The sequence below is a fragment of the Chitinophaga sp. SYP-B3965 genome (genome assembly GCF_009647655.1).
Lineage (GTDB): Bacteria > Bacteroidota > Bacteroidia > Chitinophagales > Chitinophagaceae > Chitinophaga.
This window is the reverse complement of sequence record NZ_WJFD01000001.1, coordinates 3,172,986-3,199,266: the sequence shown is the minus strand read 5'-3', so window position 1 is coordinate 3,199,266 and position 26,281 is coordinate 3,172,986. Positions and strand designations below refer to the sequence as shown.

The window sequence follows — 26,281 nt, the reverse complement described above, 5'->3', positions numbered from 1 at the left end:
ACATGAATATCATTACAGGAAACAAAACCTATTTTCCTACAGTTGGAAAGATCCAGTTTGAAGGAGTAAAATCAGATAATCCATTTGCATACAAATGGTACGACAGCACAAGACTTATCAATGGAAAGTCTATGGAAGAATTGTTCCGCTTTGCCGTAAGTTACTGGCATACCTTCTGCGGAACAGGCGGAGATCCCTTCGGCCCAGGTACAAAAGCTTTCCCCTGGTTAACTGCCAAAGAACCTGTACAACAGGCAAAAGATAAAATGGATGCCGCGTTTGAGTTCATCACCAAACTGGGCGTGCCTTATTATTGCTTCCATGATATTGACCTGGTAGATGAAGGAGAGAACCTGGCGCAATATGAAAGTCATATACAGCAGATCGTGGAATACGCCAAAGAAAAGCAAAAAGCCAGTGGCGTTAAATTGCTTTGGGGTACCGCTAACGTATTCAGTAACCCACGTTACATGAATGGCGCTTCCACGAATCCTGATTTTGCAGTAGTGGCACATGCCGGTACGCAGGTGAAGAATGCACTGGATGCTACGATTGCATTGGGTGGTGAGAACTATGTTTTCTGGGGAGGCCGGGAAGGTTACATGACCTTGCTGAACACCAATATGAAACGTGAGCTGGATCACCTGGCGCGTTTCCTGACCATGGCAAAAGATTATGCACGCAAGCAGGGCTTTAAAGGTACTTTCTTCATAGAGCCTAAACCATGCGAGCCTACCAAACATCAATATGATTATGACAGTGCCACCGTGATCGGTTTCCTCCGTGAATATGGCCTGGATAAGGATTTCAAACTGAATATCGAAGTGAACCATGCTACCCTGGCAGGCCATACTTTCCAGCATGAATTGCAGGTAGCGGCAGATGCAGGTATGCTGGGCAGCATAGATGCGAACCGTGGTGATTACCAGAACGGATGGGATACAGATCAGTTCCCGATGAACCTGAATGAACTGGTGGAAACCATGCTGGTGATCCTGGAAGCTGGTGGATTTGCAGGTGGTGGTGTGAACTTTGATGCCAAAACACGCAGGAACTCTACAGACCTGGAAGATATCTTCCACGCACATATCGGCGGTATGGATGCATTTGCCCGCGCTGCTATCATCGGAGAAAAGATCCTGAAAGAATCACCTTATAAAAAATTCCGTACAGACCGTTATGCTTCTTTTGACAATGGTCAGGGTAAAGCGTTTGAGGAAGGTAAACTGCAACTGGAAGACCTGAGGAGTTTTGCACTGGCAAATGGTGAACCTAAGCAAACCAGCGGCAGACAGGAGTGGCTCGAAAACATCATCAATCAGTATATTTAACGCATGAGCTTTAGTACAGCACGCCTCCAGCAGAACGGTTTTTACATCATTGAATTAAAAAGCGATGCGGGTACCAGCGTACAGATCATTCCTTCCTATGGCGCTCTTTTACATGCGTTTGAATTAATGCATCAGGGCAAAAAGATCAATCTCATTGACAGTTACAAAAGCAGTGATGAATTGAGATCACAGGTGGCCGGTAGTTTCAAAAGTGTGAAACTGAGCCCGTTTGCCTGCCGTATTAAAGATGCAGAATACAGCTGGGAACAGAAAGATTACAAGATCAGCAAATCACCTATCCATGGTTTGCTCTATGACGAGGTTTTTGAAGTGATGGCAGAAGAAGCTACTACGGAGTATGCGAGTGTTACATTGCAGCACAAATACAAAGGCACCGATCCCGGTTATCCCTTTGCCTATAGTTGCGATGTACAATACCGCCTGCTCAGCGACAATGCCCTGGAAGTAACCACTACCATTACTAATGAACATACAGCCCCCATCCCCATGATGGACGGATGGCACCCGTACTTTTCTACAGGCACACCGGTAGATCAGCTGGAATTACAATTCCATTCCAAAGAGATCGTGGAATTTGACGAACAACTGATCCCCACCGGTAAAGTATTACCTTATACTGCCTTCAGGCAGTCAAAAAGCATGGAAGGCGTAAGCCTGGATAATTCTTTCGTGCTGGATTTCGATCAGCCATCACCGTTATGCACCCTGCATGATCCTGAAAAGGGCATCAGCATCGAATTCTATCCGGATAAAAGTTATCCCATCCTGCAGATCTATACGCCGCCGCACCGCAAAAGTATTGCGGTGGAAAATCTCACGGGTGCGCCGAATGCCTTTAATAATGGTATCGGACTCGTCACCATTCCAGCCGGGCAAACCGCTCATTTTACCACTACTATTAAGATAAAAGGATAATTGGAGCGGCAGGAGAAAACCTCCTGCCGCCACCATGGCCCATCTCTCTCATTTGGCACAAACTTTGGATTTCATTACCTGTCCCTTTATTATCTAACATTTAAATCATTGTGATATGGACATCTTAATGATCAAGGACAGGTGGAATGAGATCAAGGAAAAGTTGAAAAGCATGTTTGTTGATCTTTCCGATACAGACTTGTTCTACGAGCAGGGTAAAGATGACCGGCTCATTGGTCAGATCCAGATCAGGCTCGGTAAAACCCGGGATGAGGTGATCAATCTGATCCGTTCCTTGTAAAAAGAACCGGCAACAGGCCGACAACGGCATTTTAGGATACATTTAACAGCGCATTGCATAATTACGGGGTAATACTTAACTATTTTGGTGCATAATTGTTAATAGTTATATGAAATCCTGTAGACTGTTCTTAGTTCCGATAATAGCCTGCCTCATAGCAGGAGGCCTTCCCCGCAAAGTATTTGCGCAATCTGAAACGCCCGTTATGGTGCGTGGTCAGATCACCGATCCGATAAAAAAGCTGACATTATACCCGGCCACCGTTCGTAATCAAAACACCAATGCAAAGGTGTTTTCTGATAACGGGGGGTATTACCGCATTAGTGCCCGGAAGGGAGACGTCATTATTGTATCCTTCATCGGGTATGTTTCTGATAGTTTCACGGTGACCAATTATGCCGGATCAGAAACGCATGATGTGCGCCTGCGCGAGCAGGAGCGTTTCCTGCCCGGCGTGGATATATCCGGCAAATGGAATCCCTATCAGCTGGACTCTATCTCGCGTGCGGAGGAATTCAAACCTTTCCTGGAAACAGATAATCGCAGCCTGGTAGATAAATCCAAAAGAGGGCAGGGAGGTTTTGGCCTTGTTTTCAGCCCCTTCTCCAGGTATTCCCAAAAAGAGAAGGACCTCCGTAAGTTCAAGAAGCTCTATGAAGACTATAATGAGCAATCCTATATAGATTACCGTTATTCCAAAGCTTTTGTGAGTAAGGTGACGGGTTTAACAGGCGATTCCCTGTTGCAGTTCGTCTATAAATACACGCCTTCCCATAATACGTTACGCACCATGAGTAATGAAACACTGATCTACTGGATATCAGAACGGGTGAAACTCTGGCGGAAAGATCCAAAGGCCACCCTGAAGGAAGAGCAATAAAAGCACCGCAACTTATATAAAAAAGGAAGAGCCGGATCACTCCAGCTCTTCCTTTTATTTTTCATTTCTAATTCGCTTAGTTGTACACCTTCACCATATACACAAACTCTTCGAGTTTCTTCAGCTGTTCCACACGGTTCAGTCCATTCAGCTGATTTTGTTGTTTCAGGTCTTTACGGGAGAATTTATCCTTAGGTAATTCATCCAGTAAACGTTTCAGGTGGCCGGATTTAACGGCAAAGGCAATACCATCTGAAGAAGATTGTTTACCGGTAATGATACCGATCACTTCTCCATTATTATCTAACAGGGGGGCGCCGCTGTTACCTGGATCAACCTGTATGGATACCTGGTAGGCCAGGGTATCTCCGTTAAAGCCTGTTTTCGCGCTGATATATCCTTTTCCGTAAACGATCTCGTCGCGGGGGAAACCCATGGTGAATACTTCTTCACCGGGGAGGATAGGCAGTTGTTTGAGGGAGTAAGGTAAAGAAGCGGAACGGAAACCTGAATCAGCAATACGGAGAACAGCCAGATCGCTGGACACATCTTCGAACACACTGACAGCTTTAAATGCTTCGCCTTTGTTGTTTTGTATATAAATGGAGTCTGCCCCGGCAATTACATGATAATTGGTGACCATATAGCCGCTCCGGGAGATGGCAAAGCAGGTGCCGCCAAAAGTACCCGGGTTAATGGGAGCCTTCTTAATGATATTGATATCGCTTTTAAGGGCGTTCTGGGAACGCTGGATATTATTCAATACCCTTCTTACATCTTCGTATTGAGCGGTGGAAGAGTTTTTGGCTGCTTTTTGCATAACAGCAATGGTACCCAGTGAGGTAAGCAGTGCTATGCAGGCTGCAGCGGCCAGATTGAGCCAGGTGCGCTTGCTGCGCATCTTCACAACAGGTGTGGCTGGTTTGGCAATGGCAGGGATCTGGGCGTGAATGGCTTCCATTTTGCGCAGTAACTCTTTCCGCTGGCCATTGGCCCTGAACTGTTGTAACAGCAGTTGGTGTTCAGTCACCTGCCGGTCTATATTGGAATCACTACGACGGAGGACGTCGAATGCCTCCCTTTCGGGGGCACTCATTTCGCCATCCAGATAGCGCTCTATTTCTTGTATCAGATGTATATCGTTCATCACAGTAGCCCTGGGGGCCTATTTATTTATTTTTGTGCAAAGAATAATTTCTTCAGGCGCATAAGGCACTTATATTTCTGGTTCTTGGCGTTCTCTGCGTTGGTGTAACCAAAGCGATCCGCAATTTCCAGCATGCTCTTACGATGGATGTAATAATCTTCCAGGATGGTTTTGCAAGGTTCCCCGATCTTTCCCATAGATGCTTCCATCTTACTAAAAAGGAGGTCTTTTTCTTCCTGCGCTTCCAGGGTTTCCTCTACGGGGGGGGGTTCTTCCAGATCCTCGTAAATGGGCCCGTTTAAAGCGTTCCCCTGTAATTTTTTGAGCCATAACCGCCGGCAGACAGCATACAGGAAGGTTTTTAAGCGGGAGGACAGTATAAAATTCCCCTCCTGCACCTTTTCATATAGCACAATCATCGCTTCCTGGAAGATATCCTTGGCATCGTCCTCTGATCCGTTATTCTGCAATATCATCTTGGCTACCATGGGGAAATTATCTAAATAGATGGTTTCCAATGACTTGTCGTCATTCATGGCGAGCCCTTGCAGTAATTCCTGATCCCGTTCTATGTTCAAAAGATTATTCACTTATTAATACGATTAACGCCTTTTAGTAACCCAAAGTACCGAAAAAATATTTTTTTAAAGAACGGGTTACCTTTTATCTCTTTCCGGTATAAACTGTAAATCTCATTTCAAAAAACCTTAAAAAACACTAGTCATGAAAAAAATCGGTTTCTTAGCTCTCGCCCTGGGTCTGTTCGTAGCTGCTTGTAACAATGCTGGCACTGAAAACAAAGGTGATTCTGCATCTTTGGATAGCGCTATCAACGCAGTACCTGCTACTGTAGATTCTACTGCTTCTGCTACTATCGATTCAGCTAACGCTGTTATTGATTCAGCTTCTCAGAAGATTGATTCTGCTGTTAAACACTAATTATCGGCAAGCAATATAAAGGATATTAATCCGGCCTCCTGTGCAAACAGGGGGCTTTTTTATTTTTAACACATCTTATAAATACTTGCTATAGCAGGGAAAAAGGCCTTTTGCTATTCGGATAAGATGATTTTAGGAAGGTTTTTAGATAATTTCAATGGAAATAGATGATTTATTAGACAGTATGTATATTTTACGCTCCCTGTTTGAGAAATTGAAATCCTGAATTACTTTTGTACAATCAAACAAGCAAATAAACAGCAATGCAACAACGCACCTTTGGTTACTTTTACGGTTTTTACTTTTTCTGGTACCAGGAATAGGAGGTTCGTTTGCTAGTATGCTAAAAAATATAAACTAACAAAAGGGCCTCCTGGTAAAGGGGGCCTTTCTATTTACAATGAAACCTGATAAACGATCAATTATATGTCACAAAAGAGCTTTAGCCTGTATTTCTTTTACTTTTTCTTTTACGGAGAAGAAGCAGGGCCTCTTTTGTAACAACGGTTTATCATAAACTTACAAATAAAGGGGCCCTGCTCAGGGGGCCCCTTTTTTATTCAACTATACGAACTCAATTTTTATGCACATAGCTATTCAGGGATTTGAAGGAAGTTTTCACCAGGTTGCCGCAAGGAATTATTTCGGTAAACAGATATCTATTGAAGCATGCGGCTCTTTTTCCGAACTGGTACGGAAAGTGAAGCAGGGCAACGTGGTGGATGCAGGGCTCATGGCCATTGAAAATTCAATCGCCGGCAGCATCCTGCCTAACTACAGCCTGTTGAAAAATAACGGCCTCCATGTAATAGGAGAGGTATACCTGCAGATCAATCAACACCTGATGGTTTTGCCCGGCCAAACGATCGATGACATCAAAGAAGTACATTCGCATCCGATGGCTTTGCTGCAGTGTACGGCCTTCCTGGAAAAACATCCCCACATTAAACTGGTGGAAACAGAGGATACCGCCCTCAGCGCAAAACATGTGCGCCAGAAGAAATTGAAATCCACAGCAGCCATTGCAGGCAAGCTGGCAGCAGAGATCTTTGAACTGGATATCATTGCTCCAAACATCCACACGGCTAAGAATAACTATACCCGTTTCCTGGCTATTTCAAAAGATGCGGTGGAAGCACCTGCGGATGCAAATAAATCTTCCGTATATTTCCAAACTTCTCACGAGCGGGGAAGCCTGGCAAAAGTACTGACAAGAGTAGCAGCTGAAGGTATCAATTTGAGTAAGATCCAGAGTTTTCCTATACCGGCTAAAGAGTGGAATTATTATTTTCATGCGGACATGGAATTTGATTCGCTGGAACACTTTAACCTGGCGCTGAAAGAGATCACACCGCTCACAGAACACCTCACGGTGTTGGGCATTTATAAGAAAGGTAACACGCACGCCTAGACCAGATAAGATATAATTAAAAACCAATGCAACCATCCGTAGCTAAAAGATTGCAACACACCGAGGAATACTACTTTTCACGGAAGCTCCGCGAGATCGATGAGATGAATAAAGCGGGCGCCAACGTGATCAACCTGGGTATCGGAAGTCCGGACCTTCCTCCGCATCCCTCTGTGGTAGCGGCTCTGAATGAGCATGCTGCTAAACCTAATACCCATGCTTACCAGGGGTATAAAGGAATTCCCGCATTACGGCAGGCTATTGCTAACTGGTACGGCCGGTTCTACAACGTTCCCCTCAACCCGGATACGGAAGTACTACCGCTGATCGGTTCCAAAGAAGGTATCATGCACATCTGTATGACCTTCCTGCAGGAGGGAGACGAAGCCCTGATCCCTGATCCCGGTTATCCTACTTACCGTTCTGCCGTTCAACTGAGTGGCGCTACGCCGGTTACTTATGCTTTAGAAGATGCCAACAACTGGCAGCCGGACCTGGCTGCTTTGGAAGCGCGGGACCTGAGCAAAGTAAAACTGATGTGGGTGAACTACCCGCATATGCCCACCGGTGCAGAAGCAAAAGAAAATACTTTTAGCGCATTGGTAGCCTTTGCGAAAAAACATAACATCCTGCTTTGCCATGATAATCCATACAGCTTCATCCTGAATGACAAACCCGCCAGCCTCATGGCTACGCCGGGTGCCATGGATGTAGCGCTGGAGCTGAATTCCCTTAGCAAAAGCGGCAATATGGCCGGCTGGCGTGTAGGGATGCTGGTAGGCAAAGCAGAGATCCTGAATGAAGTGTTACGCTTCAAAAGCAATATGGATTCAGGTATGTTCCAGCCGGTACAAATGGCTGCCGTGGCAGCCCTGGAACTGGGGCCTGAATGGTACGCGGAATTAAATACCATCTACAGCGGACGCCGTAAGAAAGTATTTGAACTGCTCAACCTGCTGGGTGCCAGCTTTGATCCTGCACAGGTAGGCATGTTCGTGTGGGCAAAGATCCCTGCCGGTTACAAGGACGGTTTTGCCGTAAGTGATGAAGTATTACAGCAGGCACGTGTATTCATTACCCCCGGCGGTATCTTCGGTACTAACGGCAACGGGTATATAAGAGTAAGCCTTTGCAGGGATGAGCAGGTATTTGCTGAAGCCATTGAACGCGTAAAACAAACTATCCGGGAACCCCAAACTGCTAAAATATGATCGCAACTATAATAGGTGTTGGTTTAATTGGCGGGTCCCTGGCGCTGAGTTTAAAAGAGAAAGGAATAGCTAACTGGATCATTGGCGTGGATTTTAATGAAGCGAACCTGAAAAGGGCGCAGGAATTAAAGATCATAGATGAAGCTTCCAATATAGAAGATGCGATGAACCGCAGTCAGCTCATCATCCTCGCTATTCCGGTGGATGCCATGCTGAAAGCGCTGCCTTCCATCCTCGATAAAATAACGAAGTCCCATGTGATCATGGACGTGGGTTCTACCAAAGAACAAATATTGGAACTCGTTTCCGGTCATCCCCAGCGCGGTCGTTTTGTAGCGGCCCACCCGATGGCCGGAACGGAGTACTCCGGGCCGGAAGCAGCTATACCCAACCTTTTTGCACAAAAGACTATGGTGCTTTGCGATGTGAAGAACAGCGACGAGGATGCACTGGAACTGATAGAAACCGTAGTAGACCAGCTGAGCATGCGCATCGTGTACATGAATGGAACGGAGCATGATCTGCACACCGCCTACGTGTCTCACATCTCACACATCACATCTTTTGCACTGGCCTTAACAGTATTAAAGAAGGAGAAAGAGCAGGGCCGCATTTTTGAACTGGCAAGCGGTGGTTTTGAATCCACTGTGCGGCTGGCAAAAAGCTCCCCGGATATGTGGGTGCCCATCTTCAAACACAACCGCCACAATGTGCTGGATGTACTGGAAGAACATATCAAGCAACTGGAACAAATGAAACAGCTCTTGCAGGACGAGGATTACGATACGTTCTACAAGCTCATCCAGAAGAGTAATAAAATAAGGAAAATCTTAAAATAGCCATCAAATCTTTAACTTAACACATCACAAATAAAATGGAACAGATCTTAGCAAAAACGAAATTCGCCGATCCGGCTTCAGATAAGAAGCCGCTGATCATCTCAGGCCCCTGCTCAGCAGAAACGGAGGAGCAGGTATTAGCTACTGCACTGGCGCTTGCTAAAACCGGTAAAGTGGACGTACTCCGCGCTGGTATATGGAAACCACGTACCCGCCCCGGTTCTTTTGAAGGTATCGGACCTAAAGGTTTGCCCTGGTTGCAAAAAGCAAAAGAGCTCACCGGTATGCCTGTTGCTGTAGAAGTAGCTACTGCCAAACAAGTGGAAGATGCCTTGCATTTTGGAGTAGACATTCTGTGGATCGGTGCCCGTACTACCGTGAATCCTTTCTCCGTACAGGACGTAGCAGATGCACTGAGAGGTGTAAAGGTGCCTGTATTGGTGAAGAACCCTATCAACCCTGATCTGGAACTCTGGCTCGGTGCTGTAGAGCGTATCCAGAAAGCAGGTATTGAGCAGGTAGGTTTGATCCACCGCGGATTCTCCAGCTATGGTAATACGGACTACCGTAATGCGCCTATGTGGCACCTGGCTATTGAACTGAAACGCCGTCTTCCTGAATTGCCAATGATCTGCGATCCAAGCCATATCAGCGGCCGCCGCGATATCCTGCAAGCTGTTGCACAGGAAGCGATCGACCTGGATTATGATGGTCTGATGTTAGAAACGCACATCGATCCGGACAACGCATGGAGCGATGCCAAACAACAGATCACACCTGAGAAATTCGGTGAAATGCTGGATAATATTACCTGGAGACATGAACGTACTGATCATAAAGATTTCAACACTGCGCTGGAAAAACTGCGTAACCAGATCAACGGTATCGATGATGAGATCCTGTTGCTGTTAGGCCGCCGTATGAACATTGCTGAGAACATTGGCCAGTATAAGAAAGATAACAACATCACCATCCTGCAAACCAACCGCTGGAACGAGATCCTGGATCGCGCTATCAGAGCAGGAGAGAAGCTGGGCCTCACCAAAGATTTCGTATTGAAATACTTTGATGCAGTGCACCTGGAATCTATCAATCGCCAGAACAAAGTGATGAACGACTAAGCCCCATTTTTCTAGTACATATGACAACGCAATCGCACCAGTTCCAACATGCAACAACGAAGTATTACCTCGGCGAAAGCCTGGTGAACCTCGGCAATTATGTGAATAAAGACCGCACCATCCTTTTACTGGATGAGAATGTGGACGAACAATATGCAGACTTACTGCCCGGCTGGAAAAAGCTGGTGGTACCGGATGGAGAAGAGCACAAGAACATGGAAGTGCTGGAACAGATCATTGACGGGTTGATTGAACTGGAAGCAGACCGCAAAACAATGCTGGTAGGTATTGGCGGCGGTATGCTCACGGATATGACGGGCTTTGTGGCCAGCATATACATGCGCGGGCTCCCCTTTGGTTTTGTACCTTCTACATTACTGGCCCAGGTAGATGCGTCTATCGGCGGCAAGAACGGGGTAAGCCATGGCATGCATAAGAACATGCTGGGCACTATCCGCCAGCCGGAGTTCATCCTTTTTGATTATGCCTTACCCTTAACCATGCCGGCAACGGAATGGTGCAACGGGTTTGCAGAGATCATCAAGTATGCCTGTATCTATGATGCAGAGCTGTTCTCCTACCTGGAAGCAAACAAGGATAAAGCCCTTGCGCAGGATGTAAGTGTATTGCAATTCCTGGTGGAACGTTCCGTGGAGATCAAAACGAAGTTTGTACTGGAAGATGAGTTTGAAAGTGGTGTTCGCCGCTGGTTGAATTTTGGTCATACTCTCGGGCATGCCGTGGAGAAGATCGAAAACATAGCACACGGACAAGCGGTGGCCATCGGAATGGTAGCAGCTGCTAAGATCTCCGAAAAAATAAACAAGCTGCCATCCGAACAAACCAACCGGCTGATCCGTTTGATCAACGATTACCGTTTACCGGTAACGATGACCTCTGATAAAGAGGAAGTGTTTAACATCTTCAAACTGGATAAAAAAAGGGAGAAGGACCATATTCATTTTGTGCTGCTCAACGAGATCGGTAAAGCCACTACGCAACCGATCCTGTTAGATGAGCTGAAACAAATTTTACAAGAACTGTAGATCCATAAATAATGAAAGTCATTATATCACCTGCTGCTATCAATGGTGTGGTTACAGCCAATCCATCCAAGAGTGCCATGCAACGTGCAGTTGCGGCAGCACTCCTGGCAAAGGGCACCACCATGATCCACAATCCGGGTTTAAGCAATGACTGCCTGGCAGCATTGGAAGTAGCAGAGAACCTGGGAGCAATGGTAAAGCGGCTGGATGATGGCATTCAGATCACCAGTAAAGGCGTACAGCCTTTTTATGATGAGATCAACTGCGGAGAGTCCGGTTTAGGCATCCGTATGTTCACCCCCATCGCTGCATTATCTGAATTACCTATCACTATAGAAGGACATGGCAGCCTTGTTACAAGGCCCATGCATTTCTTTGAAGAAGTGTTGCCACAGCTGGGTGTGGAGATCAAAAGTCAGGACGGTAAGTTACCGCTGAAGATCAAAGGCCCGCTGAAAGCAAAGGATATCACCATAGATGGTTCTCTTTCTTCCCAATTCCTCACCGGTTTACTGATGGCCTTTGGCGCAGTGGCAGATAAGGCTGCCATCACGGTTACAGACCTGAAAAGCAAGCCCTACATTGCGCTCACCCTGCAGATCATGGAACACTTTGGTGTGAAGGTGCGCCAGGAGAATTTTGAAGTATTTCACTTTGATAAGAAACAGGAATACCGCGCAAAGGAATATACCGTGGAAGGTGACTGGAGTGGTGCTGCCTTTTTACTGGTGGCTGCGGCCGTAGCCGGTAAAGCAGAAGTGCATCATCTCAATACCCAGTCTGCCCAGTCAGATAAGGCTATCATGGAAGCGCTGGAAAAAGCCGGAGCGGAAATATTGCCGGGTGTGTTCACCATGATCGTGGTGAAGCAGGAACTGAAAGCTTTTGAAATGGATGCAACGGACTGCCCTGATCTGTTCCCGCCGCTGGTGGCCCTGGCTGCCAATTGCAAAGGGATCACAAAGATCAAAGGAGTGAGCCGCCTGGCCCATAAAGAAAGTGATCGCGGCCTTACACTGCAGCAGGAATTTGCCAAGATGGGTATTAAGATAGACCTGGAAGGAGATGTGATGCTCATTCACGGCGGTACCGGCATCAAAGGTAATGTGACTGTTTTCTCTCATAATGATCACCGTATTGCCATGGCCTGCGCAGTAGCTGCATTAACGGCAGACGGCGCTATCACCATCGAAAGCGCGGAAGCGATCAATAAATCCTATCCGGAATTCTATGAGCACCTGGAAACACTGGGTGGCATAGTGGAAAGAGAGGAATTGAAAGTATAAAATAAGCGTCATGAACAGTTTTGGTAGAATATTCAGGGTAAATGTTTTTGGCGAATCGCACGGGGAAAGTGTGGGCGTGAATATCGATGGTATCCCCGCCGGTATCCCTTTAAAGCAGGAAGATTTCCTGTATGACCTTGGCCGCCGTAAGGCAGGAGCAAAGGGCACTACCCCCCGGAAAGAAGATGATCTGCCATTCCTGAAATCAGGTGTGTTCAATGATCATACTACCGGCGCACCCATTACCATTTTATTCGAAAACAATAACACACGCAGTGCGGATTACGCCAAACTCCGGGAATTCCCGCGGCCCGGCCATGCGGACTTTGTGGCTACGCAGAAGTTTGGTGGTTTTGAGGATTACCGCGGTGGTGGTCACTTTAGCGGCCGCCTTACGCTCAACCTGGTAGCAGCCGGTGTGATCGCGAAAAAGATACTGGGAGATAAGATACAGGTGAACGCTACTTTGAAAGAAGTAGGCGGTTTTGCCGATGCGGAAGAAGGCCTGGCTGCTGCGATTGCAGCGAAAGACTCTGTAGGGGGTATTGTGGAATGTACAGTAGATGGATTGCCCATAGGATTAGGAGAACCATTCTTTGATTCTGTGGAGTCTAATATTGCACATGCTGCATTTGCTATTCCTGCTATTAAAGGCATTGAATTCGGAGCCGGTTTTGCAGCCGCTAAGATGAAAGGCCTGGAACACAACGATCCGATCATTGATGCCAGTGGTAAAACTGCTACCAATAATGCCGGAGGTATTGTAGGTGGTATCACGAATGGTAATCAGCTGGTGTTCCGTGTAGCAGTAAAACCTACTTCCAGCACGCCGAAAGATCAGCAAACACTCAACATCAGCAGTGGGGAAGTGGAAACATTTTCCGTGAAAGGCCGCCATGACCTCTGCATTGCACTTCGTGTACCGGTGGTACTGGAAGCTATCACAGCCATGGTGCTGGCGGATTTTATGATGCTGGAAATGAGGGTGCCGAGGATAGTGAAGTAAGAAATTAAAAAAAGGGAAGAAGCATTTGCTTCTTCCCTTTTTTATTATGGTGCAGGTGTAGCAGGTTCTATACCCATTAATTCCATATCAAATATCAATGTACTACCGGGCTTGATGTCCGCTCCCGCCTGGCGGTCACCATAAGCAAGGTCCGCGGGGATGAATACTTTCCACTTAGAGCCTACAGGCATCAGCTGAAGTACTTCCGTCCAACCCTTGATCACGCCGGTGAGGCCTATTACCAGTGGTTCTCCACGTTTAATAGAACTATCAAAAGGAGTGCCGTCGATCAGCGTACCGTTATAATGTACTTTCACTTTATCTGTGAGGGCAGGTTTAGGACCTGTGCCAGTAGTGATCACCTGGTATTGTAAACCGCTGGGCAGCGTTACCACCCCGGGTTTTGTTTTATTCTGTGCCAGGAATTTCTCTCCCACAGCCTTATTCTTAGCTGCTTTTTCTGCTTTTACCTTCATAATATGCTTACTTACGGTAGCCGTGCCTTCATCTGCAGAAAGCAACGGTTTTTTACCGGCATACTGATCCTGGATAGCAGCGAAGAGCACTTTCAGGTTGAGGCTGTCCAGCCCCTGGCCTTTCAGCATCTGCGCAAGATCGTTACCAATAGCATAGCTAACGGAGTCCAGCGATGTTTTTATAATGGAAACCGGTGCGGCAGGTTTCTTTTTCTGACTGTAGGCAGTTTGCAGGGCCAGTACGCTCATGGCGCTGATAAACAGGCATTTTCTTATTATCATATTACCAGTTATGTATATTTAGAACTGCAATATAATACATTATTCAATCCTGCTCCATATTTCGCTGATAGGATCTCCTTTAGAACTTTTACCGCTGTGGTGCCATTGTTTGCCCGTTACTTTACCGTCGAAGGACAGGCTTATGCCCACACGGCTGCTATCCCGGGAAAAGAAGGCGATGGTTTCTGTGTATTTGCCGTTCTCAAAGGTGTACGTGCCACCGCCGGTACCAAAGAACTCCTTGGTTTCTGTATTGATGGCTGCCCATTGGAAGCGGTTGCCGGAGAGGATCTTCAATGTTTTACGGGGACCGGGCCGCATGGGCTCTATGGTGCCATTATTCTCCCTGCCGGTAATACGCCAGGTGCCGCTCAGGGCAGCCTTGCCGGCATCCAGGCGTTTCCATTTAACCATTTTGCCATTGGTGGCAACAGTAAGCACATCCTTTTCCAGTGTATAAGAAGCCATGTTCTTAATACCTACATTGCTTTTATCTGCTGTATTAAATTCAATAGTTTCCTGCAGGGCTTTTCCATCTGCAGAGAACTGACCACCCAGTGTACTGATGAATTGTTTGCCGGCATGATCGTATGCTGTTTGCATAAAATAACCGTCTTCAATGATACGGATGGTTTGTGGTTCAGTACCGGCAGGTAATAACTGCCAGGCACCCGTTAGAGGATTTTGAGCAAAGGCCAGATGCGTTATCAGCAACAGTAATATGGCAGAGGATAGTCGTTTCATAATGCGTATTTTTTAACGTGGTGAAATAACAGGCAACATAATCTTAGACGCCCTTTTATTACTATGGTATACGTTGATATCGGATTTAATAAAATCCTTGTTTTCCGCCTTATAAATATTCATGAACTGCTGTGGATTCATATCCACTAAAGGGAACCAGGAACTTTGTATTTGTATCATTAAACGGTGCCCTTTCTGAAAAGTGTGCGCCACATCCGGTAAAGTGAATTTTACGGTAGTGGGTTCATTTGCTTTAAAAGGGACCGGGTTTTCAAGGCTGTTGCGGAATTTGCCGCGCATCACTTCTCCACGTACAAGCATCTGGTAACCGCCCATAGGGTAGGTTGAAGATACATATCTTGCGTGAGCTGTGGAAGCCTGCATTTCACCATAGCTGAAATTATCAGGGAAAACGTCAATCACCTTTACTACAAAGTCTGCATCCGTTGTGCTGCTGCTCACTACCAGGTCTGCTATAACGGGGCCACCTAATGTAAGGTCTTCTGTTAAAGTATCGGTTTGGAATACCAGTACATCCGGCCTTCTTGCAGCAAAACGCTGATCATCGTTCATATAGCTGATCGTTCTGTTGAAATGTACATCTTCAGTATAAGGCACTGGTTTAGCAGGATCACTTCTATAGGTGCTTGAACTTTCAGTTACAGCAGGCAGGCTAAAACTAAGGCCTCCTTTCGGTTGCAGATAAATAGGCGTCATTTGCATATCCGCCGGCGGCCAGGCAGGCAATTGCTTCCAGTTATTTTCACCGGTAAAGAATACAGTGGCTTCTTTGATATCAGGTGTTTTACCTTTCCCTTTCAGGTAAAAATCAAAGAAGGGGATCTCAATATTTTCCTGGTACCAGGCGGCGGTATTGCTCCCAAAGTGTACATTCCCCATATAACTGCCGTCATTGGATGCCCATTGCCCATGATACCAGGGGCCCATCACCAGCCGGTTATTGGCATTCTTACTTTGGCCCTCAATAGCTTTATAAGTGTTCCATGCTCCAAAGCAGTCTTCCGCATCAAAGGTGCCGCCAACAATGAGCATGGCAGGTTTTACATCCGTTAAAAAGTTCCGCACATTACGCGCTTTCCAGAATGCATCATAAGCAGGATGTGCATATAAGTCTTTCCAGAATTTAATACTATCTCCCATTAACCGGGCAATGTTCGTTAAGGAACCTGCTTCGAGATAAAATTTGTAATTATCCTGCGTAGGGTAGGGATACTCAGTAGGCCCCACCGTAGTAGGTTTGGGTCTTGGTTTCCCAAAACTGGAATAGAAAGCAAATGCATCATTAATGAAAAAAGCACCATTGTGATGGAAGTCGTCTCCTGCAAACCAGTCTGTAACAGGCGCCTGCGGACTCACTGCTTTCAAGGCAGGGTGCCCGCTGAGGGCAGCCATGGTAGAATAAAAGCCCGGGTAAGAAATGCCGAACACACCCACATTCCCGTTATTGTTTTCCAGGTTCTTCACCAGCCAGTCGATGGTGTCATACGTATCGCTGGCTTCGTCAATATCTTTATTCGTTTTTTTATTCGGATTAAAAGGGCGCACATCCACAAATTCTCCTTCACTCATCCAGCGGCCGCGTACATCCTGTAATACGATGTAATAACCTTCACGGAAATAATGATTGATATAACGCGTGTGATAGTTATTAAAATACTGCTCGCCATAAGGTGCGCAGGAATAGGGCGTACGCATCATCAGGATGGGATGTTTTTCCGTTTTGTTTTTGGGAACATACACCGTTGTAAATAATTTCACGCCATCCCGCATGGAGATGGTCATTTCTTTCTTTACGTAGTTGTTCCTGATCCAGAGGGAATCCTCATTTACACGCGCAGCACTGGTGAAATAAGCCAACAGGGTTATTAGCAGGATAGATCCTTGTTTCATAGCAGGTAAGTTTTTCGCACCTTAAATATAAGTGATATCTTCAATTAAAATTTAAACGCACCACTATATGCCCAGACCATTGTCCCAGGAATATGGGAAATACTATCACGGCTACATCAGCCTGGTTCCTGAAGATGAGCTCTCCTTAGCATTTGACAATCAAACTGCTGCCACATTGCAGTTCCTGGAAGGAATTCCGGAATCTAAACTGAACTATGCGTATGCCCCCGGAAAATGGACCGTTAAACAAGTATTACAGCACCTTACAGACGCTGAACGCATTTTTGTTTACAGGGCGCTTCGTTTTGCGCGTAAAGACAGTACGCCGCTTGCCAGCTTCGAAGAGAATGATTATGCGGAAGTTGCGCGGGTAGATCACCTTCACTGGAAAGATATGCTGGAAGAGTTCCGCCTGCTACGCAATTCCTCCGCACACTTTTTCCGTGTTTTGAATGAGGAAGAACTGAGCCGTTCCGGAAAGGCCAGTGGTGTTGATATTACCGTGCGGAGCTTAGGTTTTATCACTGTCGGCCATGCTATGCATCACCAGAATGTATTGAAGGAAAGATATTTTTAGTTCAGATAAACAGACCCTGGCGGCATTTCATCTGCATGAGAAAATGCCTGCTGGTATTTTTTACGGTAAGTTTTTGCCTTCTTATGTTGTGCCTCCAGGCTTTGGCACAACCCTAACAAAGACCATCCATTACCCGGGTTCCATATGAGATCCTCCCTGTATACTTTTTCTGCTAAAGCAGGTTTTCCCAGTTTTAAAAGATAAGCGCCTAAGAATTGGCGGGCAGGGATCATCCAGTCTTTAGGTTCTGTATAGATGAGACTGTCCTCTATCCTGATGGCATCTGTAAGGCTGCTGATGGCTGCATTGTTTTCCTGCCGGGAGAATAATATAACTGCGTGCAAAATACCTTCCGCTATGCCGGCTCCCTGCAAAGTGGAATTGAAGGGAACACGCCTGGTGGCTAATACAGGGTCTTTTGCTTTTTGCTGCAGTTGCAGTAATTGTTGCTGTGCGGAATCTGTCTGGCCTGTATAAACAAAGGCGAGGCCCTTTGCAAAATTGTGCAGGAGAGAAGCATAAGGCCACTGTTCATCCGGCTGCAGATCATCCTTTAATATTTCTTCCCATTTACCCAGGCGCACAAGATGAAGCACAGGCATCATGTACAGGTATTGTTCATAGGTGGATGCATGTGAAGGAGATACACTTTTTCTGCAATCCTGCGCAGTACGTTTGCCGGTTTCATACATGCCCCCGCTGAGTGCACAGTATGTTTGCACGCCATAATAATGAGATGAATATTTGTTGAGGGAAAGGTTCTTTGCAATGGAATCATAGTGTACAAGATCATCATCCGCTTTATCATTGGCTTCTACCCCCAGTGCGTATAAACCATTCCTTTCGTATTCATGGCTGGACATATGCACCATATGCGCCACACCCGGCAAAAGTTCCTTTAACGCAGCTGCATTTGGCAGTGCCACTTCCGGATGGCGGGAGGCTTCCGTGAGATGGATATAGTAATGTAAAGCGCCGGGATGTTTAGGAGATGCTTTCAACAGGGCTTCGCATAAACTTACTGCTTCTGGCGTCCATTCTTTTGGAGTGCCGTCATTGAACCAGAAATCCCAGGGATGGATCAGCATCACCGCATCTATGTAGAGCGCTTTTATATCCTGATCTTTCGGATATGAAGCCATGAGTTCCTTCATGCCATTCGCATAAGCAGGAGAAGAAACTGCATCAGCCGTATAACGGCGGTTCATCACGGCTATCAGTTGTTTTTCTTTATCTGTAGCCTGTTCAATATTTTGATTCATTAATTGTAATACGGCCGGTACACTCTTAGGCATGGTGTAAGTATGCGCAAAGTTATAACCAGGCCCCATGGATAATGCCTGCCCCCAGTAAGCCATAGCACACTGCGGATCCAAACGGGCAGCCTCTTTAAAGGAAGCAGTGGCTTCTTTCAGGTGATAGCTGTAATACATGTTGAGGCCCTGGTTGAAATAAAATTGCGCACTGTCGCTATGGGTAGAGATGCGGTAAGCATATTGCCCCCAGCCGGAAAGTGGCACAATGAATTTTCCATTCGCGGTAGTATCAAAGTTGTCCCGGAGAGGAGGGGCACAGCCTATTGTGATGTTATCTTTCAGTGGTGGATTATACTGAGAGATGCCCAGTAAAAGGAGGGGGAGCGCTATAAAGAACAAAGAATATTTCATCTTATTGTTAATTTACGCTTTTTTACGAACAGCACGAAATTTAGCCGGATGAATGAACATGCAGTCTTTATGCAGAGATGCAATGAACTTGCGTCAATAGCCAAACAACGGGGAGACAGCCCGGTAGGTTCCGTTCTTGTGTTGGATGGAGTGATCATTGCCGAAGGGATCGAAGGTGGTAAAACCCATCGTGATATCACTTATCACGCAGAGATCGAAGCTATCCGGCAGGCTACGGAAAAGCTGAACAGCCAGGACCTTTCTGCCTGTACGATGTATACTACACACGAGCCCTGCATCATGTGTTCCTATGTGATCCGGCATACGAGGGTCCGCACGATCGTAATGGCAGTAACAACAGGAGATATCGGCGGCAGCAGCTCTGCTTACCCTTTACTTGCAGATACAACGATAAAGAAATGGGGCCCTCCTCCTGAAGTGATCATCTATAAATAAAAAAGCCCCCGAGGGGGCTTTTAGTGTATTTAGAACATCATGAATCCACCATTATTATATCTCCGGTTAGGACCACCTTTTGGTTTTCCTCCAAACCTGCTGATATTATAAGATACCGTAACCATGAAATATTGTTCCACAATATTCGTCTGGATATCATCAATATAATAATCAGATTGCATCCGTCTTACACTCGTATTCTGCCTTAACAGGTCATACGCGCTTACTTTTACCTGTAAGCTTTTGTCCTTGAAGAAATCATAGGCAAGGCCCATGTTCCATAACACTACCCCTTTACGGAAACCAGGAGAAGTACGGCTGTTAAAAGTGTAGTTCACATCATTCTCCAGGGAGAAGTTGTAAGGCCAGTAAAGCGTGGCACCTATGTTTGCGCGGTGCATGTAATAGCTATTCTGGCTGTTCGGCGGTGTCACGGAATATTGCACTGCATTGAAACTGGGGCGGTACATCAGGGTTACATCCAGCAATTCTTTGTAAGAATAAGAGAAATTTACCATCGGAGATACAGACCAGTTCATGGTTGAATTGGCGCGGAGCACAGTATCTCCTTTTGCATTGCCGAGTGTAGAGAAGTTAACGTTCCTGGAACCGTTACCAAAGAATCCGCCATTGATGCGCCATTGGTAATCCTTCTTCTTTTTATTCATGCTCACATTAACATTTGCATTGAGGCTGTAAGTACCATCCACATTGATCGACTTTGTTTCCTGACCGCCACCGCTCAGTATGCGGGTAGCAGTAGAGATCCGGTTGAGCACAGGAGAGATACCAATACCGGAGAATATACCGAACCCTGTTGGCGAGAAGATGTTATATCCCAGGCGGATGTTCTGGGAAAAGGACGGCTTCAGATCAGGATTTCCCACCCTGATGTTCAGTGTATTCGTATTGTCCAATACTGGCTGCAATTGATCAAGACTGGGTTGCTGCATGTAACCATTATAATCTAAGTTCACCTGGGCGTTATTCTTAAAACGATAAGAGATCCGGGAATTTGGAGCAAGGTTGGTCTGGTATTGCCGCAATGTTGTATTGTCCGTAAGAGAATAGTTATCCAGCACGTTCAGGTATACCATACCACCCAGGTTAGCGGTCAGTTTTTTATCCTTACTGGTATAGTTGAATGATACCTGTGGTTGCTGGCTGGTGTTCAGCGTTCTGAACTGGTTGGTGTATAAACTGTCCAGATCCGTATAATCCTTTGCGCCTTCATTATAGTTGTATGTTCTGCGGTTGGATTTACTCAGGTTATAATTCCAGGCATAAGTTAAGGTCATTCTCCAGGTGGGAGACAATGGTTCGTTATAGGAGAGCTGGATCTTGTAATTCTCATTCTTATTATCTGAAATGGTGCGCTGATTAGTACTGGCAGTAGAATCCACCAGTTCATTCTCATAGAAATCGCGGTCAGATCTGACATACGAATTACCGTCCTGTGTATTGTAAGTGTTGGAAAAATTTAAGCCGATGCTTCTGCCTTTCTTTTTAAACTGGCGTGTAAGGTCAATATTGTTTTGAAAGTTATAACGGGTGCTTAAAGAGCGGTTATTTGTTTTGTTGGTATTCACCAGCGCATTGTTTTCATCCCAGGTGGTTTCATCTCCATTGTTATTCATGCTTTGCCTGGAGTAATCAAAACTGGGGCGGATGTTTAACTGCGTCATGGAATCCAGTTCAATATCAACCCCAAAGTTCATGCGGTGGTTAGCATTGCGGCCATAACCATCCTTTATACCAGCGATCCTGTAGTTGTCAATGAGCCGTTGGCGGTTGCTGATAGAGTAATTGCGGGAATTGGTGTTGTTGAAGAAGTAGCTGTTGTTGATGCCTGTCTTATCACCCCACTTGTCGTTATAGTTATAACCCAGCATGGAAGCGGTGCGGATGCCTTCACCACCACCGCCGAAGGAAATGCCGTTCACCTCAATGCCAGCACCTGATACCATTACGGTAGTGCCTCCTTTTCTTTCAGCAACAGACATCATTTCGCCCTGCGTAAATCCCATTTTATTCAGGTTATTGGAAGAACCCAGTACACTGATCTGTTTCGGGCCATTGAAATAATTCACCATGCCGCCGGCTTCAAAACGTTCGTCTGTACCATACCCTGCGGAGATACGGCCAAAGAGTCCGCGTTTTTTATCCGCTTTCAGCGTGAGGTTGATGGTCCTGTCTTCTCCGTCTTTCGTAATGCCCATTTTTGCTTCCTGTTTGGTTTTGGTGTCCATCACCTGCACCTTATCAATGATATTGGAGGGCAGGTTCTTGGTGGCCAGTTTGGGATCATTGGCAAAGAACTCCCGTCCATCTACTAAAATGCGGCTTACTTTTTTTCCATTCACCGTGATACCACCTTCTTCATCAATATCCACACCCGGCAGTTTCTTTAAGAGGTCCTCCACCACCGCATTAGGGCGTGTTTTAAAAGACGCCGCATTGAACTCAATAGTGTCCGCACGGATCGCTACAGGAGGGCGATCTCCTTCAATCACCACGGTGTTCAGATCCCTGGCGGCAAGGGGAAGGAAGATCTGGCCCAGGTCTGTTGGCCTGTTCGCATCCAAAATGCGGGTATAAGTGCGGTAACCGGTATAGGAGATCAGCAGGCGCACTGCTTTGTTCTCCGGCAGGCCGTTCAGCACAAAGGCTCCTTTCTTATCCGTAAGGGTATAGGTGATGAGGCTACTGTCCTTTGGGTCCTGGACGCTTACGGAAGCCATCTCGAGTAATTCCTTATTCGTAGAGTCTGCTACAGTGCCCCGTAGCGCTGATTTTTGCTGGGCAACGGAATAAAGGCTGCACATGAGTAAAATGGAGGCGAGTAAACTGCGTAACATCGGCGGTTTTGAATTAGGTAACTAAAGTACGAACATTTCGTAGAAAAACGAACGAGATAGTTAAAACATTGATGAACGGGTGAAAAGAGGGGGTAGAAGGGGGAAGTTGACAGGTTCAAAGCGATCCATAAAGCAACCCTTCTGCAGAAATACCCGTTCTTAAGTTATAGATAAGTCGTAGATAAGCCGTCTCTATAAGGGACGGCTTATCTACGACTTATATACGGGTTATATACGGCTTATATACGGGTTATCCTACCTTGGCATAAGGCACAAAAAAGGCTATCTCGTACTTGAGATAGCCTTTTTCTATTGATTTACAGTATCTTATGCTTCTGCGTAGGCGCTGGCCGGTTCGCAGGTACAGATCAGGTTACGATCGCCGAAAGTATTGTTGATCCGGCTAACAGAAGGCCAGAACTTATTCAGCTTCACATATTCCAGCGGGAAAGCTGCCTGCTGACGGGTGTAAGGCAAAGCCCACTCATCCGCCGTGATCACAGCCTGGGTATGTGGTGCGTTCTTCAGCACGTTATTGGCTTTATCTGTTTTACCTTCTTCCACGGCACGGATCTCTTCACGGATGGCCAGGAGCGCATCACAGAAACGATCCAGTTCCGCTTTATCCTCACTTTCCGTAGGCTCGATCATGATGGTACCCACAACCGGGAAACTCATGGTAGGAGCGTGGAAACCATAGTCCATTAAACGTTTGGCCACATCTTCTGCTTCCACACCAGCCGTTGCTTTAAACGGACGAAGGTCTACGATGAACTCATGGGCACAGGTACCGCTGATACCGGTGTACAATACATCGTATGCTTTTTCCAGCCGGGCCTTCATGTAGTTGGCGTTCAGGATAGCGTACTCAGTAGCTTTACGAACACCGGTACGGCCCAGCATCCGGATGTAAGCATAGGAGATCAGCAGGATGCTGGCAGAGCCATATGGCGCTGCAGATACCGCGTGCGCCTGTTTGCTGCCGTTACCGGTAGCCTGGAGGCTTACGTGACCAGGCAGGAAAGGAGCGAGGTGTTTAGCCACGCAGATAGGGCCCATGCCGGGACCGCCGCCACCATGTGGAATAGCAAATGTTTTGTGCAGGTTCAGGTGGCAAACATCCGCACCGATAAGGCCGGGAGCGGTAAGGCCAACCTGTGCATTCATGTTGGCACCGTCCATATAAACCTGGCCGCCGTTGTCATGAATGATCTGGCAGATGTCTTTCACGCTTTCTTCATATACACCGTAGGTGGAAGGATAGGTGATCATCACACCGGCCAGGTTATCTTTATGTTGTTCTGCTTTCGCTTTCAGATCGGCTACATCAATGTATCCGTTATCCAGTGCTTTTACGATCACTACTTTATAGCCTACCATCACTGCGCTGGCAGGGTTGGTTCCATGTGCAGAGATAGGGATCAGGATCACATTCCTGTGTGCATCCCCACGGCTCTCATGGTACAATTTGATGGTGAGCAGGCCGGCGTATTCGCCTTGTGCGCCGGAGTTCGGTTGCAGGCTGCAGGCATCAAAAGCGGTGATCTTGCAGAGATAATCGCTCAGTTCTTTCACGATCTGCTGGTAGCCGCCTACCTGTGCGATGGGTGCAAAGGGGTGCATTTTACTCCAGTGGCTCCAGCTCAGGGGGATCATTTCTGAAGCCGCATTCAGCTTCATAGTGCAGGATCCGAGGGAGATCATGGAGGTGTTCAGTGAAAGGTCTTTGTTCTCGAGAGATTTGATGTAACGCATCATTTCCGTTTCACTGTGGTGGGTGTTGAACACCGGGTGTAACAGGTAGCTGGAAGTACGTTGCTGGGAGGCCGGAACACCGGTAGTGGCTTTTTCCACTTCCGCTTCCGTTACTTTTCCTGCACCGAATACAGCGAGGATCGCATTCACTTCTGCTACATCAGTGGTTTCATCCAGGGAGATACCTACCTGGGTGGCGTTGATAGTGCGGAAATTGATGCCGGCTTCCTGTGCTTTGGCTAAGGTAGCGGTTGCATCTGCTACTTCTACAGTAATGGTATCGAAATGACTGCCGTTGCATAGTTTCAGCCCGGCTGCCTGCAGTTTCGCCGCCAGGGAGGCGGTGAGCAGGGTGGCTTTCAGGGCAATATTTTTCAGGCCTTTAGGTCCGTGATACACAGCATACATAGCAGCCATATTAGCCAGCAGTGCTTGTGCAGTACAGATATTAGAGGTAGCTTTTTCACGTTTGATATGCTGCTCGCGGGTTTGCAGCGCCATGCGCAAAGCGCGCTGGTTTTGTGCATCTATGCTCACACCAATGATACGGCCGGGAATGGCGCGTTTGAATTCATCTTTGGTAGCAAAGAAAGCAGCGTGCGGGCCGCCAAAACCTAAGGGAACGCCAAAACGTTGTGCGCTGCCTACTGCTGCATCTGCGCCCAGTTCACCGGGAGGGGTGAGGAGGGTAAGCGCCAGCAGGTCTGTAGCCATGGCCACATAAGCGCCTACGGCGTGTGCTTTCTCAATGAACTGGCGGTGATCCGCTACGGTACCTTCTGCATCCGGGTATTGTACCAGGGCGCCGAAGTAATCCGCATCGATCTCAGCAGTAGCAAAATCGCCTACCACCACTTCTATTTGTAATGGTGTGGCGCGGGTGATCACCACATCTATTGTTTGCGGGAATACACGTTTGTCTACAAAGAACTTACCACGTGTGATATGCTCATGATCTTTGTTCAGTGCGTTGAAGAACATGGTCATAGCCTCTGCTGCTGCAGTAGCTTCGTCCAGCAGGGAAGCATTGGCAATGGGCAGATCAGTCAGGTCGCTCACCATGGTCTGGAAATTGAGCAGGCTCTCCAGGCGGCCCTGGGAGATCTCTGCCTGGTAAGGCGTGTATTGCGTATACCATCCTGGATTTTCAAAAACGTTCCGCAGGATCACACTAGGGGTGATGGTATCATAATAACCTTGTCCGATATAATTTTTAAATACCTTATTCTTTAAGGAGATGTCTTTCAGCTGGCTCAGGTAAGCAAATTCGCTGATCGCTTCCGGGATATCCAGGTCGCTTTTCATGCGGATGGCCGCAGGCACAGTTTTGTCGATCAATTCGTCCAGTGTACTGATGCCGATCTTGCCGAGCATTTCACGTGTCTCTGCATCATTGGGTCCTATGTGACGGCCAATGAACTCATTCTTGAATGTATTCAAAAGATTCATGATGTAAGCAGGTATTTAAAGAAAAGAATGCGCAAAGCTATGATGTTTTTAAGCAACAGCCAAACAGCTGGCGATAGGGGGAAGCTGCGCTGATATAAGGCCTTAAATAGATGCTGCATTTGTCATGGAATTTTCATCTACTTTTGCAGAAAATAAGAGGATGTCTGAATTACTCTCCGAATGGGAGAAAAAATCGAAAGAGAATCAAAAGTCATACAAACAGCTTTTGCTGAAAATGCAGACCAAAAAGGGAAAGGAAACGTTGCGCGAGTTACCGGACCTGCATGACGAAGCTTTTTCGAAAATAGACTGCCTGCAATGCGCCGGTTGCTGCAAAACCATCAGCCCCCGGTTTAAAACACCGGATATCAAGCGGGTATCCAAACATCTCGGCTTACGGGAATCTGTTTTTATCGAATCTTACTTAAGATTGGATGAGGATGGGGATTACGTGGTGAAAAGAAGCCCCTGTGCTTTCCTCGGTGAAGATAATCATTGCTCTATCTACGATATAAGGCCCAATGACTGCCGGAACTATCCTTATACGGATAGTGATGAGTTATTTAAAAGGGACAAAAGCACGATGTTGAACTCCGTGATCTGCCCGGCTGTATATTATGTACTGGAAAGGTTGAAAACGATCGTGAAATAG

General features: G+C 46.6%; 23 protein-coding genes. 15 read left to right on the top strand and 8 right to left on the bottom strand.

Annotated features, from left to right (window positions below; translation table 11 throughout):
- The first annotated feature begins 2 nt into the window (after positions 1–2).
- The 4 genes from xylA (at position 3) to GFS24_RS12630 (ending at position 3,448) form a co-directional block, all read left to right on the top strand.
- On the top strand, positions 3–1,331 hold the full coding sequence (gene xylA, locus GFS24_RS12645) for a xylose isomerase (RefSeq protein ID WP_153659919.1): 1,329 nt from the start codon (positions 3–5) through the stop codon (positions 1,329–1,331).
- 3 nt (positions 1,332–1,334) lie between these two features.
- A complete protein-coding gene (locus GFS24_RS12640; RefSeq protein WP_153659918.1) occupies positions 1,335–2,267 on the top strand; it encodes an aldose 1-epimerase in 933 nt (310 codons plus the stop codon).
- Between the two features lie 115 nt (positions 2,268–2,382).
- Positions 2,383–2,568, top strand: a complete 186-nt coding sequence (locus GFS24_RS12635) for a CsbD family protein (protein WP_153659917.1) — start codon at positions 2,383–2,385, stop codon at positions 2,566–2,568.
- 109 nt (positions 2,569–2,677) lie between these two features.
- Positions 2,678–3,448 carry a carboxypeptidase-like regulatory domain-containing protein gene (locus tag GFS24_RS12630; protein ID WP_153659916.1) on the top strand — a complete coding sequence of 257 codons (771 nt, stop codon included), beginning with the start codon at positions 2,678–2,680 and terminating at the stop codon, positions 3,446–3,448.
- 76 nt (positions 3,449–3,524) lie between these two features.
- Here GFS24_RS12630 and GFS24_RS12625 read toward each other — a convergent pair whose 3' ends face one another.
- Positions 3,525–4,595: a S1C family serine protease gene (locus GFS24_RS12625; protein WP_153659915.1), complete on the bottom strand. Its 1,071-nt coding sequence runs from the start codon at positions 4,593–4,595 to the stop codon at positions 3,525–3,527.
- A 26-nt stretch (positions 4,596–4,621) separates the two neighbouring features.
- Positions 4,622–5,185, bottom strand: a complete 564-nt coding sequence (locus GFS24_RS12620) for an RNA polymerase sigma factor (RefSeq protein ID WP_371730550.1) — start codon at positions 5,183–5,185, stop codon at positions 4,622–4,624.
- A gap of 133 nt (positions 5,186–5,318) precedes the next feature.
- On the opposite strand from GFS24_RS12620, the gene GFS24_RS12615 reads away from it, so the two are divergent.
- The 8 genes from GFS24_RS12615 (at position 5,319) to GFS24_RS12580 (ending at position 13,454) form a co-directional block, all read left to right on the top strand.
- The gene (locus GFS24_RS12615) at positions 5,319–5,534 is read left to right on the top strand and encodes a hypothetical protein (RefSeq protein WP_153659914.1); all 216 of its coding nucleotides are present in this window, start codon (positions 5,319–5,321) and stop codon (positions 5,532–5,534) included.
- Between the two features lie 583 nt (positions 5,535–6,117).
- Positions 6,118–6,945 carry a prephenate dehydratase gene (locus GFS24_RS12610; RefSeq protein ID WP_153659913.1) on the top strand — a complete coding sequence of 276 codons (828 nt, stop codon included), beginning with the start codon at positions 6,118–6,120 and terminating at the stop codon, positions 6,943–6,945.
- A gap of 26 nt (positions 6,946–6,971) precedes the next feature.
- Positions 6,972–8,156 (top strand): pyridoxal phosphate-dependent aminotransferase, encoded by a 1,185-nt coding sequence (locus GFS24_RS12605; protein WP_153659912.1) that lies wholly within the window; start codon positions 6,972–6,974, stop codon positions 8,154–8,156.
- The gene (locus GFS24_RS12600; protein ID WP_153659911.1) at positions 8,153–8,995 is read left to right on the top strand and encodes a prephenate dehydrogenase; all 843 of its coding nucleotides are present in this window, start codon (positions 8,153–8,155) and stop codon (positions 8,993–8,995) included. Before GFS24_RS12605 ends, GFS24_RS12600 begins: the two co-directional genes overlap by 4 nt.
- Positions 8,996–9,030: 35 nt before the next feature.
- Positions 9,031–10,116, top strand: coding sequence for a chorismate mutase (locus GFS24_RS12595; RefSeq protein ID WP_153659910.1), 1,086 nt, complete (start codon positions 9,031–9,033; stop codon positions 10,114–10,116).
- 20 nt (positions 10,117–10,136) lie between these two features.
- Complete coding sequence (gene aroB / locus GFS24_RS12590; RefSeq protein WP_153659909.1) at positions 10,137–11,162, top strand: 3-dehydroquinate synthase; 1,026 nt, start codon at positions 10,137–10,139, stop codon at positions 11,160–11,162.
- Positions 11,163–11,173: 11 nt separating this feature from the next.
- Positions 11,174–12,448, top strand: coding sequence for a 3-phosphoshikimate 1-carboxyvinyltransferase (gene aroA, locus GFS24_RS12585; protein WP_153659908.1), 1,275 nt, complete (start codon positions 11,174–11,176; stop codon positions 12,446–12,448).
- 10 nt (positions 12,449–12,458) lie between these two features.
- Positions 12,459–13,454, top strand: a complete 996-nt coding sequence (locus GFS24_RS12580; RefSeq protein WP_153659907.1) for a chorismate synthase — start codon at positions 12,459–12,461, stop codon at positions 13,452–13,454.
- A gap of 44 nt (positions 13,455–13,498) precedes the next feature.
- On the opposite strand, the gene GFS24_RS12575 is transcribed toward GFS24_RS12580, so the two are convergent.
- From GFS24_RS12575 to GFS24_RS12565, 3 genes are read right to left on the bottom strand one after another with little or no spacing between them, the layout of a single operon-like run.
- Positions 13,499–14,212 (bottom strand): FKBP-type peptidyl-prolyl cis-trans isomerase, encoded by a 714-nt coding sequence (locus GFS24_RS12575; RefSeq protein ID WP_153659906.1) that lies wholly within the window; start codon positions 14,210–14,212, stop codon positions 13,499–13,501.
- A 39-nt stretch (positions 14,213–14,251) separates the two neighbouring features.
- Positions 14,252–14,956, bottom strand: coding sequence for a membrane or secreted protein (locus GFS24_RS12570; RefSeq protein ID WP_153659905.1), 705 nt, complete (start codon positions 14,954–14,956; stop codon positions 14,252–14,254).
- A gap of 12 nt (positions 14,957–14,968) precedes the next feature.
- The gene (locus GFS24_RS12565; RefSeq protein ID WP_153659904.1) at positions 14,969–16,867 is read right to left on the bottom strand and encodes a CocE/NonD family hydrolase; all 1,899 of its coding nucleotides are present in this window, start codon (positions 16,865–16,867) and stop codon (positions 14,969–14,971) included.
- A 67-nt stretch (positions 16,868–16,934) separates the two neighbouring features.
- On the opposite strand from GFS24_RS12565, the gene GFS24_RS12560 reads away from it, so the two are divergent.
- Positions 16,935–17,444: a DinB family protein gene (locus tag GFS24_RS12560; protein WP_153659903.1), complete on the top strand. Its 510-nt coding sequence runs from the start codon at positions 16,935–16,937 to the stop codon at positions 17,442–17,444.
- On the opposite strand, the gene GFS24_RS12555 is transcribed toward GFS24_RS12560, so the two are convergent.
- Positions 17,441–19,111, bottom strand: a complete 1,671-nt coding sequence (locus GFS24_RS12555; protein ID WP_153659902.1) for a hypothetical protein — start codon at positions 19,109–19,111, stop codon at positions 17,441–17,443. The genes GFS24_RS12560 and GFS24_RS12555 overlap by 4 nt on opposite strands.
- A gap of 48 nt (positions 19,112–19,159) precedes the next feature.
- Here GFS24_RS12555 and GFS24_RS12550 point away from each other — a divergent pair, with 48 nt between their 5' ends.
- Positions 19,160–19,567, top strand: a complete 408-nt coding sequence (locus tag GFS24_RS12550) for a nucleoside deaminase (protein ID WP_153659901.1) — start codon at positions 19,160–19,162, stop codon at positions 19,565–19,567.
- A 29-nt stretch (positions 19,568–19,596) separates the two neighbouring features.
- Here GFS24_RS12550 and GFS24_RS12545 read toward each other — a convergent pair whose 3' ends face one another.
- Together GFS24_RS12545 and gcvP are read right to left on the bottom strand one after the other, a co-directional pair.
- A complete protein-coding gene (locus tag GFS24_RS12545) occupies positions 19,597–22,425 on the bottom strand; it encodes an outer membrane beta-barrel protein (protein WP_153659900.1) in 2,829 nt (942 codons plus the stop codon).
- 327 nt (positions 22,426–22,752) lie between these two features.
- On the bottom strand, positions 22,753–25,629 hold the full coding sequence (gene gcvP / locus GFS24_RS12540) for an aminomethyl-transferring glycine dehydrogenase (protein ID WP_153659899.1): 2,877 nt from the start codon (positions 25,627–25,629) through the stop codon (positions 22,753–22,755).
- 160 nt (positions 25,630–25,789) lie between these two features.
- On the opposite strand from gcvP, the gene GFS24_RS12535 reads away from it, so the two are divergent.
- Positions 25,790–26,281 carry a YkgJ family cysteine cluster protein gene (locus GFS24_RS12535; protein ID WP_153659898.1) on the top strand — a complete coding sequence of 164 codons (492 nt, stop codon included), beginning with the start codon at positions 25,790–25,792 and terminating at the stop codon, positions 26,279–26,281.

What these genes read in the sequence shown, in the direction of transcription:
- xylA (WP_153659919.1), top strand. Translation starts at nt 3, where the DNA reads ATGAATATCATTACAGGAAACAAAACCTATTTTCCTACAGTTGGAAAG.
- GFS24_RS12640 (WP_153659918.1), top strand. Translation starts at nt 1,335, where the DNA reads ATGAGCTTTAGTACAGCACGCCTCCAGCAGAACGGTTTTTACATCATT.
- GFS24_RS12635 (WP_153659917.1), top strand. Translation starts at nt 2,383, where the DNA reads ATGGACATCTTAATGATCAAGGACAGGTGGAATGAGATCAAGGAAAAG.
- GFS24_RS12630 (WP_153659916.1), top strand. Translation starts at nt 2,678, where the DNA reads ATGAAATCCTGTAGACTGTTCTTAGTTCCGATAATAGCCTGCCTCATA.
- GFS24_RS12625 (WP_153659915.1), bottom strand. Translation starts at nt 4,595, where the DNA reads ATGAACGATATACATCTGATACAAGAAATAGAGCGCTATCTGGATGGC.
- GFS24_RS12615 (WP_153659914.1), top strand. Translation starts at nt 5,319, where the DNA reads ATGAAAAAAATCGGTTTCTTAGCTCTCGCCCTGGGTCTGTTCGTAGCT.
- GFS24_RS12610 (WP_153659913.1), top strand. Translation starts at nt 6,118, where the DNA reads ATGCACATAGCTATTCAGGGATTTGAAGGAAGTTTTCACCAGGTTGCC.
- GFS24_RS12605 (WP_153659912.1), top strand. Translation starts at nt 6,972, where the DNA reads ATGCAACCATCCGTAGCTAAAAGATTGCAACACACCGAGGAATACTAC.
- GFS24_RS12600 (WP_153659911.1), top strand. Translation starts at nt 8,153, where the DNA reads ATGATCGCAACTATAATAGGTGTTGGTTTAATTGGCGGGTCCCTGGCG.
- GFS24_RS12595 (WP_153659910.1), top strand. Translation starts at nt 9,031, where the DNA reads ATGGAACAGATCTTAGCAAAAACGAAATTCGCCGATCCGGCTTCAGAT.
- aroB (WP_153659909.1), top strand. Translation starts at nt 10,137, where the DNA reads ATGACAACGCAATCGCACCAGTTCCAACATGCAACAACGAAGTATTAC.
- aroA (WP_153659908.1), top strand. Translation starts at nt 11,174, where the DNA reads ATGAAAGTCATTATATCACCTGCTGCTATCAATGGTGTGGTTACAGCC.
- GFS24_RS12580 (WP_153659907.1), top strand. Translation starts at nt 12,459, where the DNA reads ATGAACAGTTTTGGTAGAATATTCAGGGTAAATGTTTTTGGCGAATCG.
- GFS24_RS12575 (WP_153659906.1), bottom strand. Translation starts at nt 14,212, where the DNA reads ATGATAATAAGAAAATGCCTGTTTATCAGCGCCATGAGCGTACTGGCC.
- GFS24_RS12570 (WP_153659905.1), bottom strand. Translation starts at nt 14,956, where the DNA reads ATGAAACGACTATCCTCTGCCATATTACTGTTGCTGATAACGCATCTG.
- GFS24_RS12565 (WP_153659904.1), bottom strand. Translation starts at nt 16,867, where the DNA reads ATGAAACAAGGATCTATCCTGCTAATAACCCTGTTGGCTTATTTCACC.
- GFS24_RS12560 (WP_153659903.1), top strand. Translation starts at nt 16,935, where the DNA reads ATGCCCAGACCATTGTCCCAGGAATATGGGAAATACTATCACGGCTAC.
- GFS24_RS12555 (WP_153659902.1), bottom strand. Translation starts at nt 19,111, where the DNA reads ATGAAATATTCTTTGTTCTTTATAGCGCTCCCCCTCCTTTTACTGGGC.
- GFS24_RS12550 (WP_153659901.1), top strand. Translation starts at nt 19,160, where the DNA reads ATGAATGAACATGCAGTCTTTATGCAGAGATGCAATGAACTTGCGTCA.
- GFS24_RS12545 (WP_153659900.1), bottom strand. Translation starts at nt 22,425, where the DNA reads ATGTTACGCAGTTTACTCGCCTCCATTTTACTCATGTGCAGCCTTTAT.
- gcvP (WP_153659899.1), bottom strand. Translation starts at nt 25,629, where the DNA reads ATGAATCTTTTGAATACATTCAAGAATGAGTTCATTGGCCGTCACATA.
- GFS24_RS12535 (WP_153659898.1), top strand. Translation starts at nt 25,790, where the DNA reads ATGTCTGAATTACTCTCCGAATGGGAGAAAAAATCGAAAGAGAATCAA.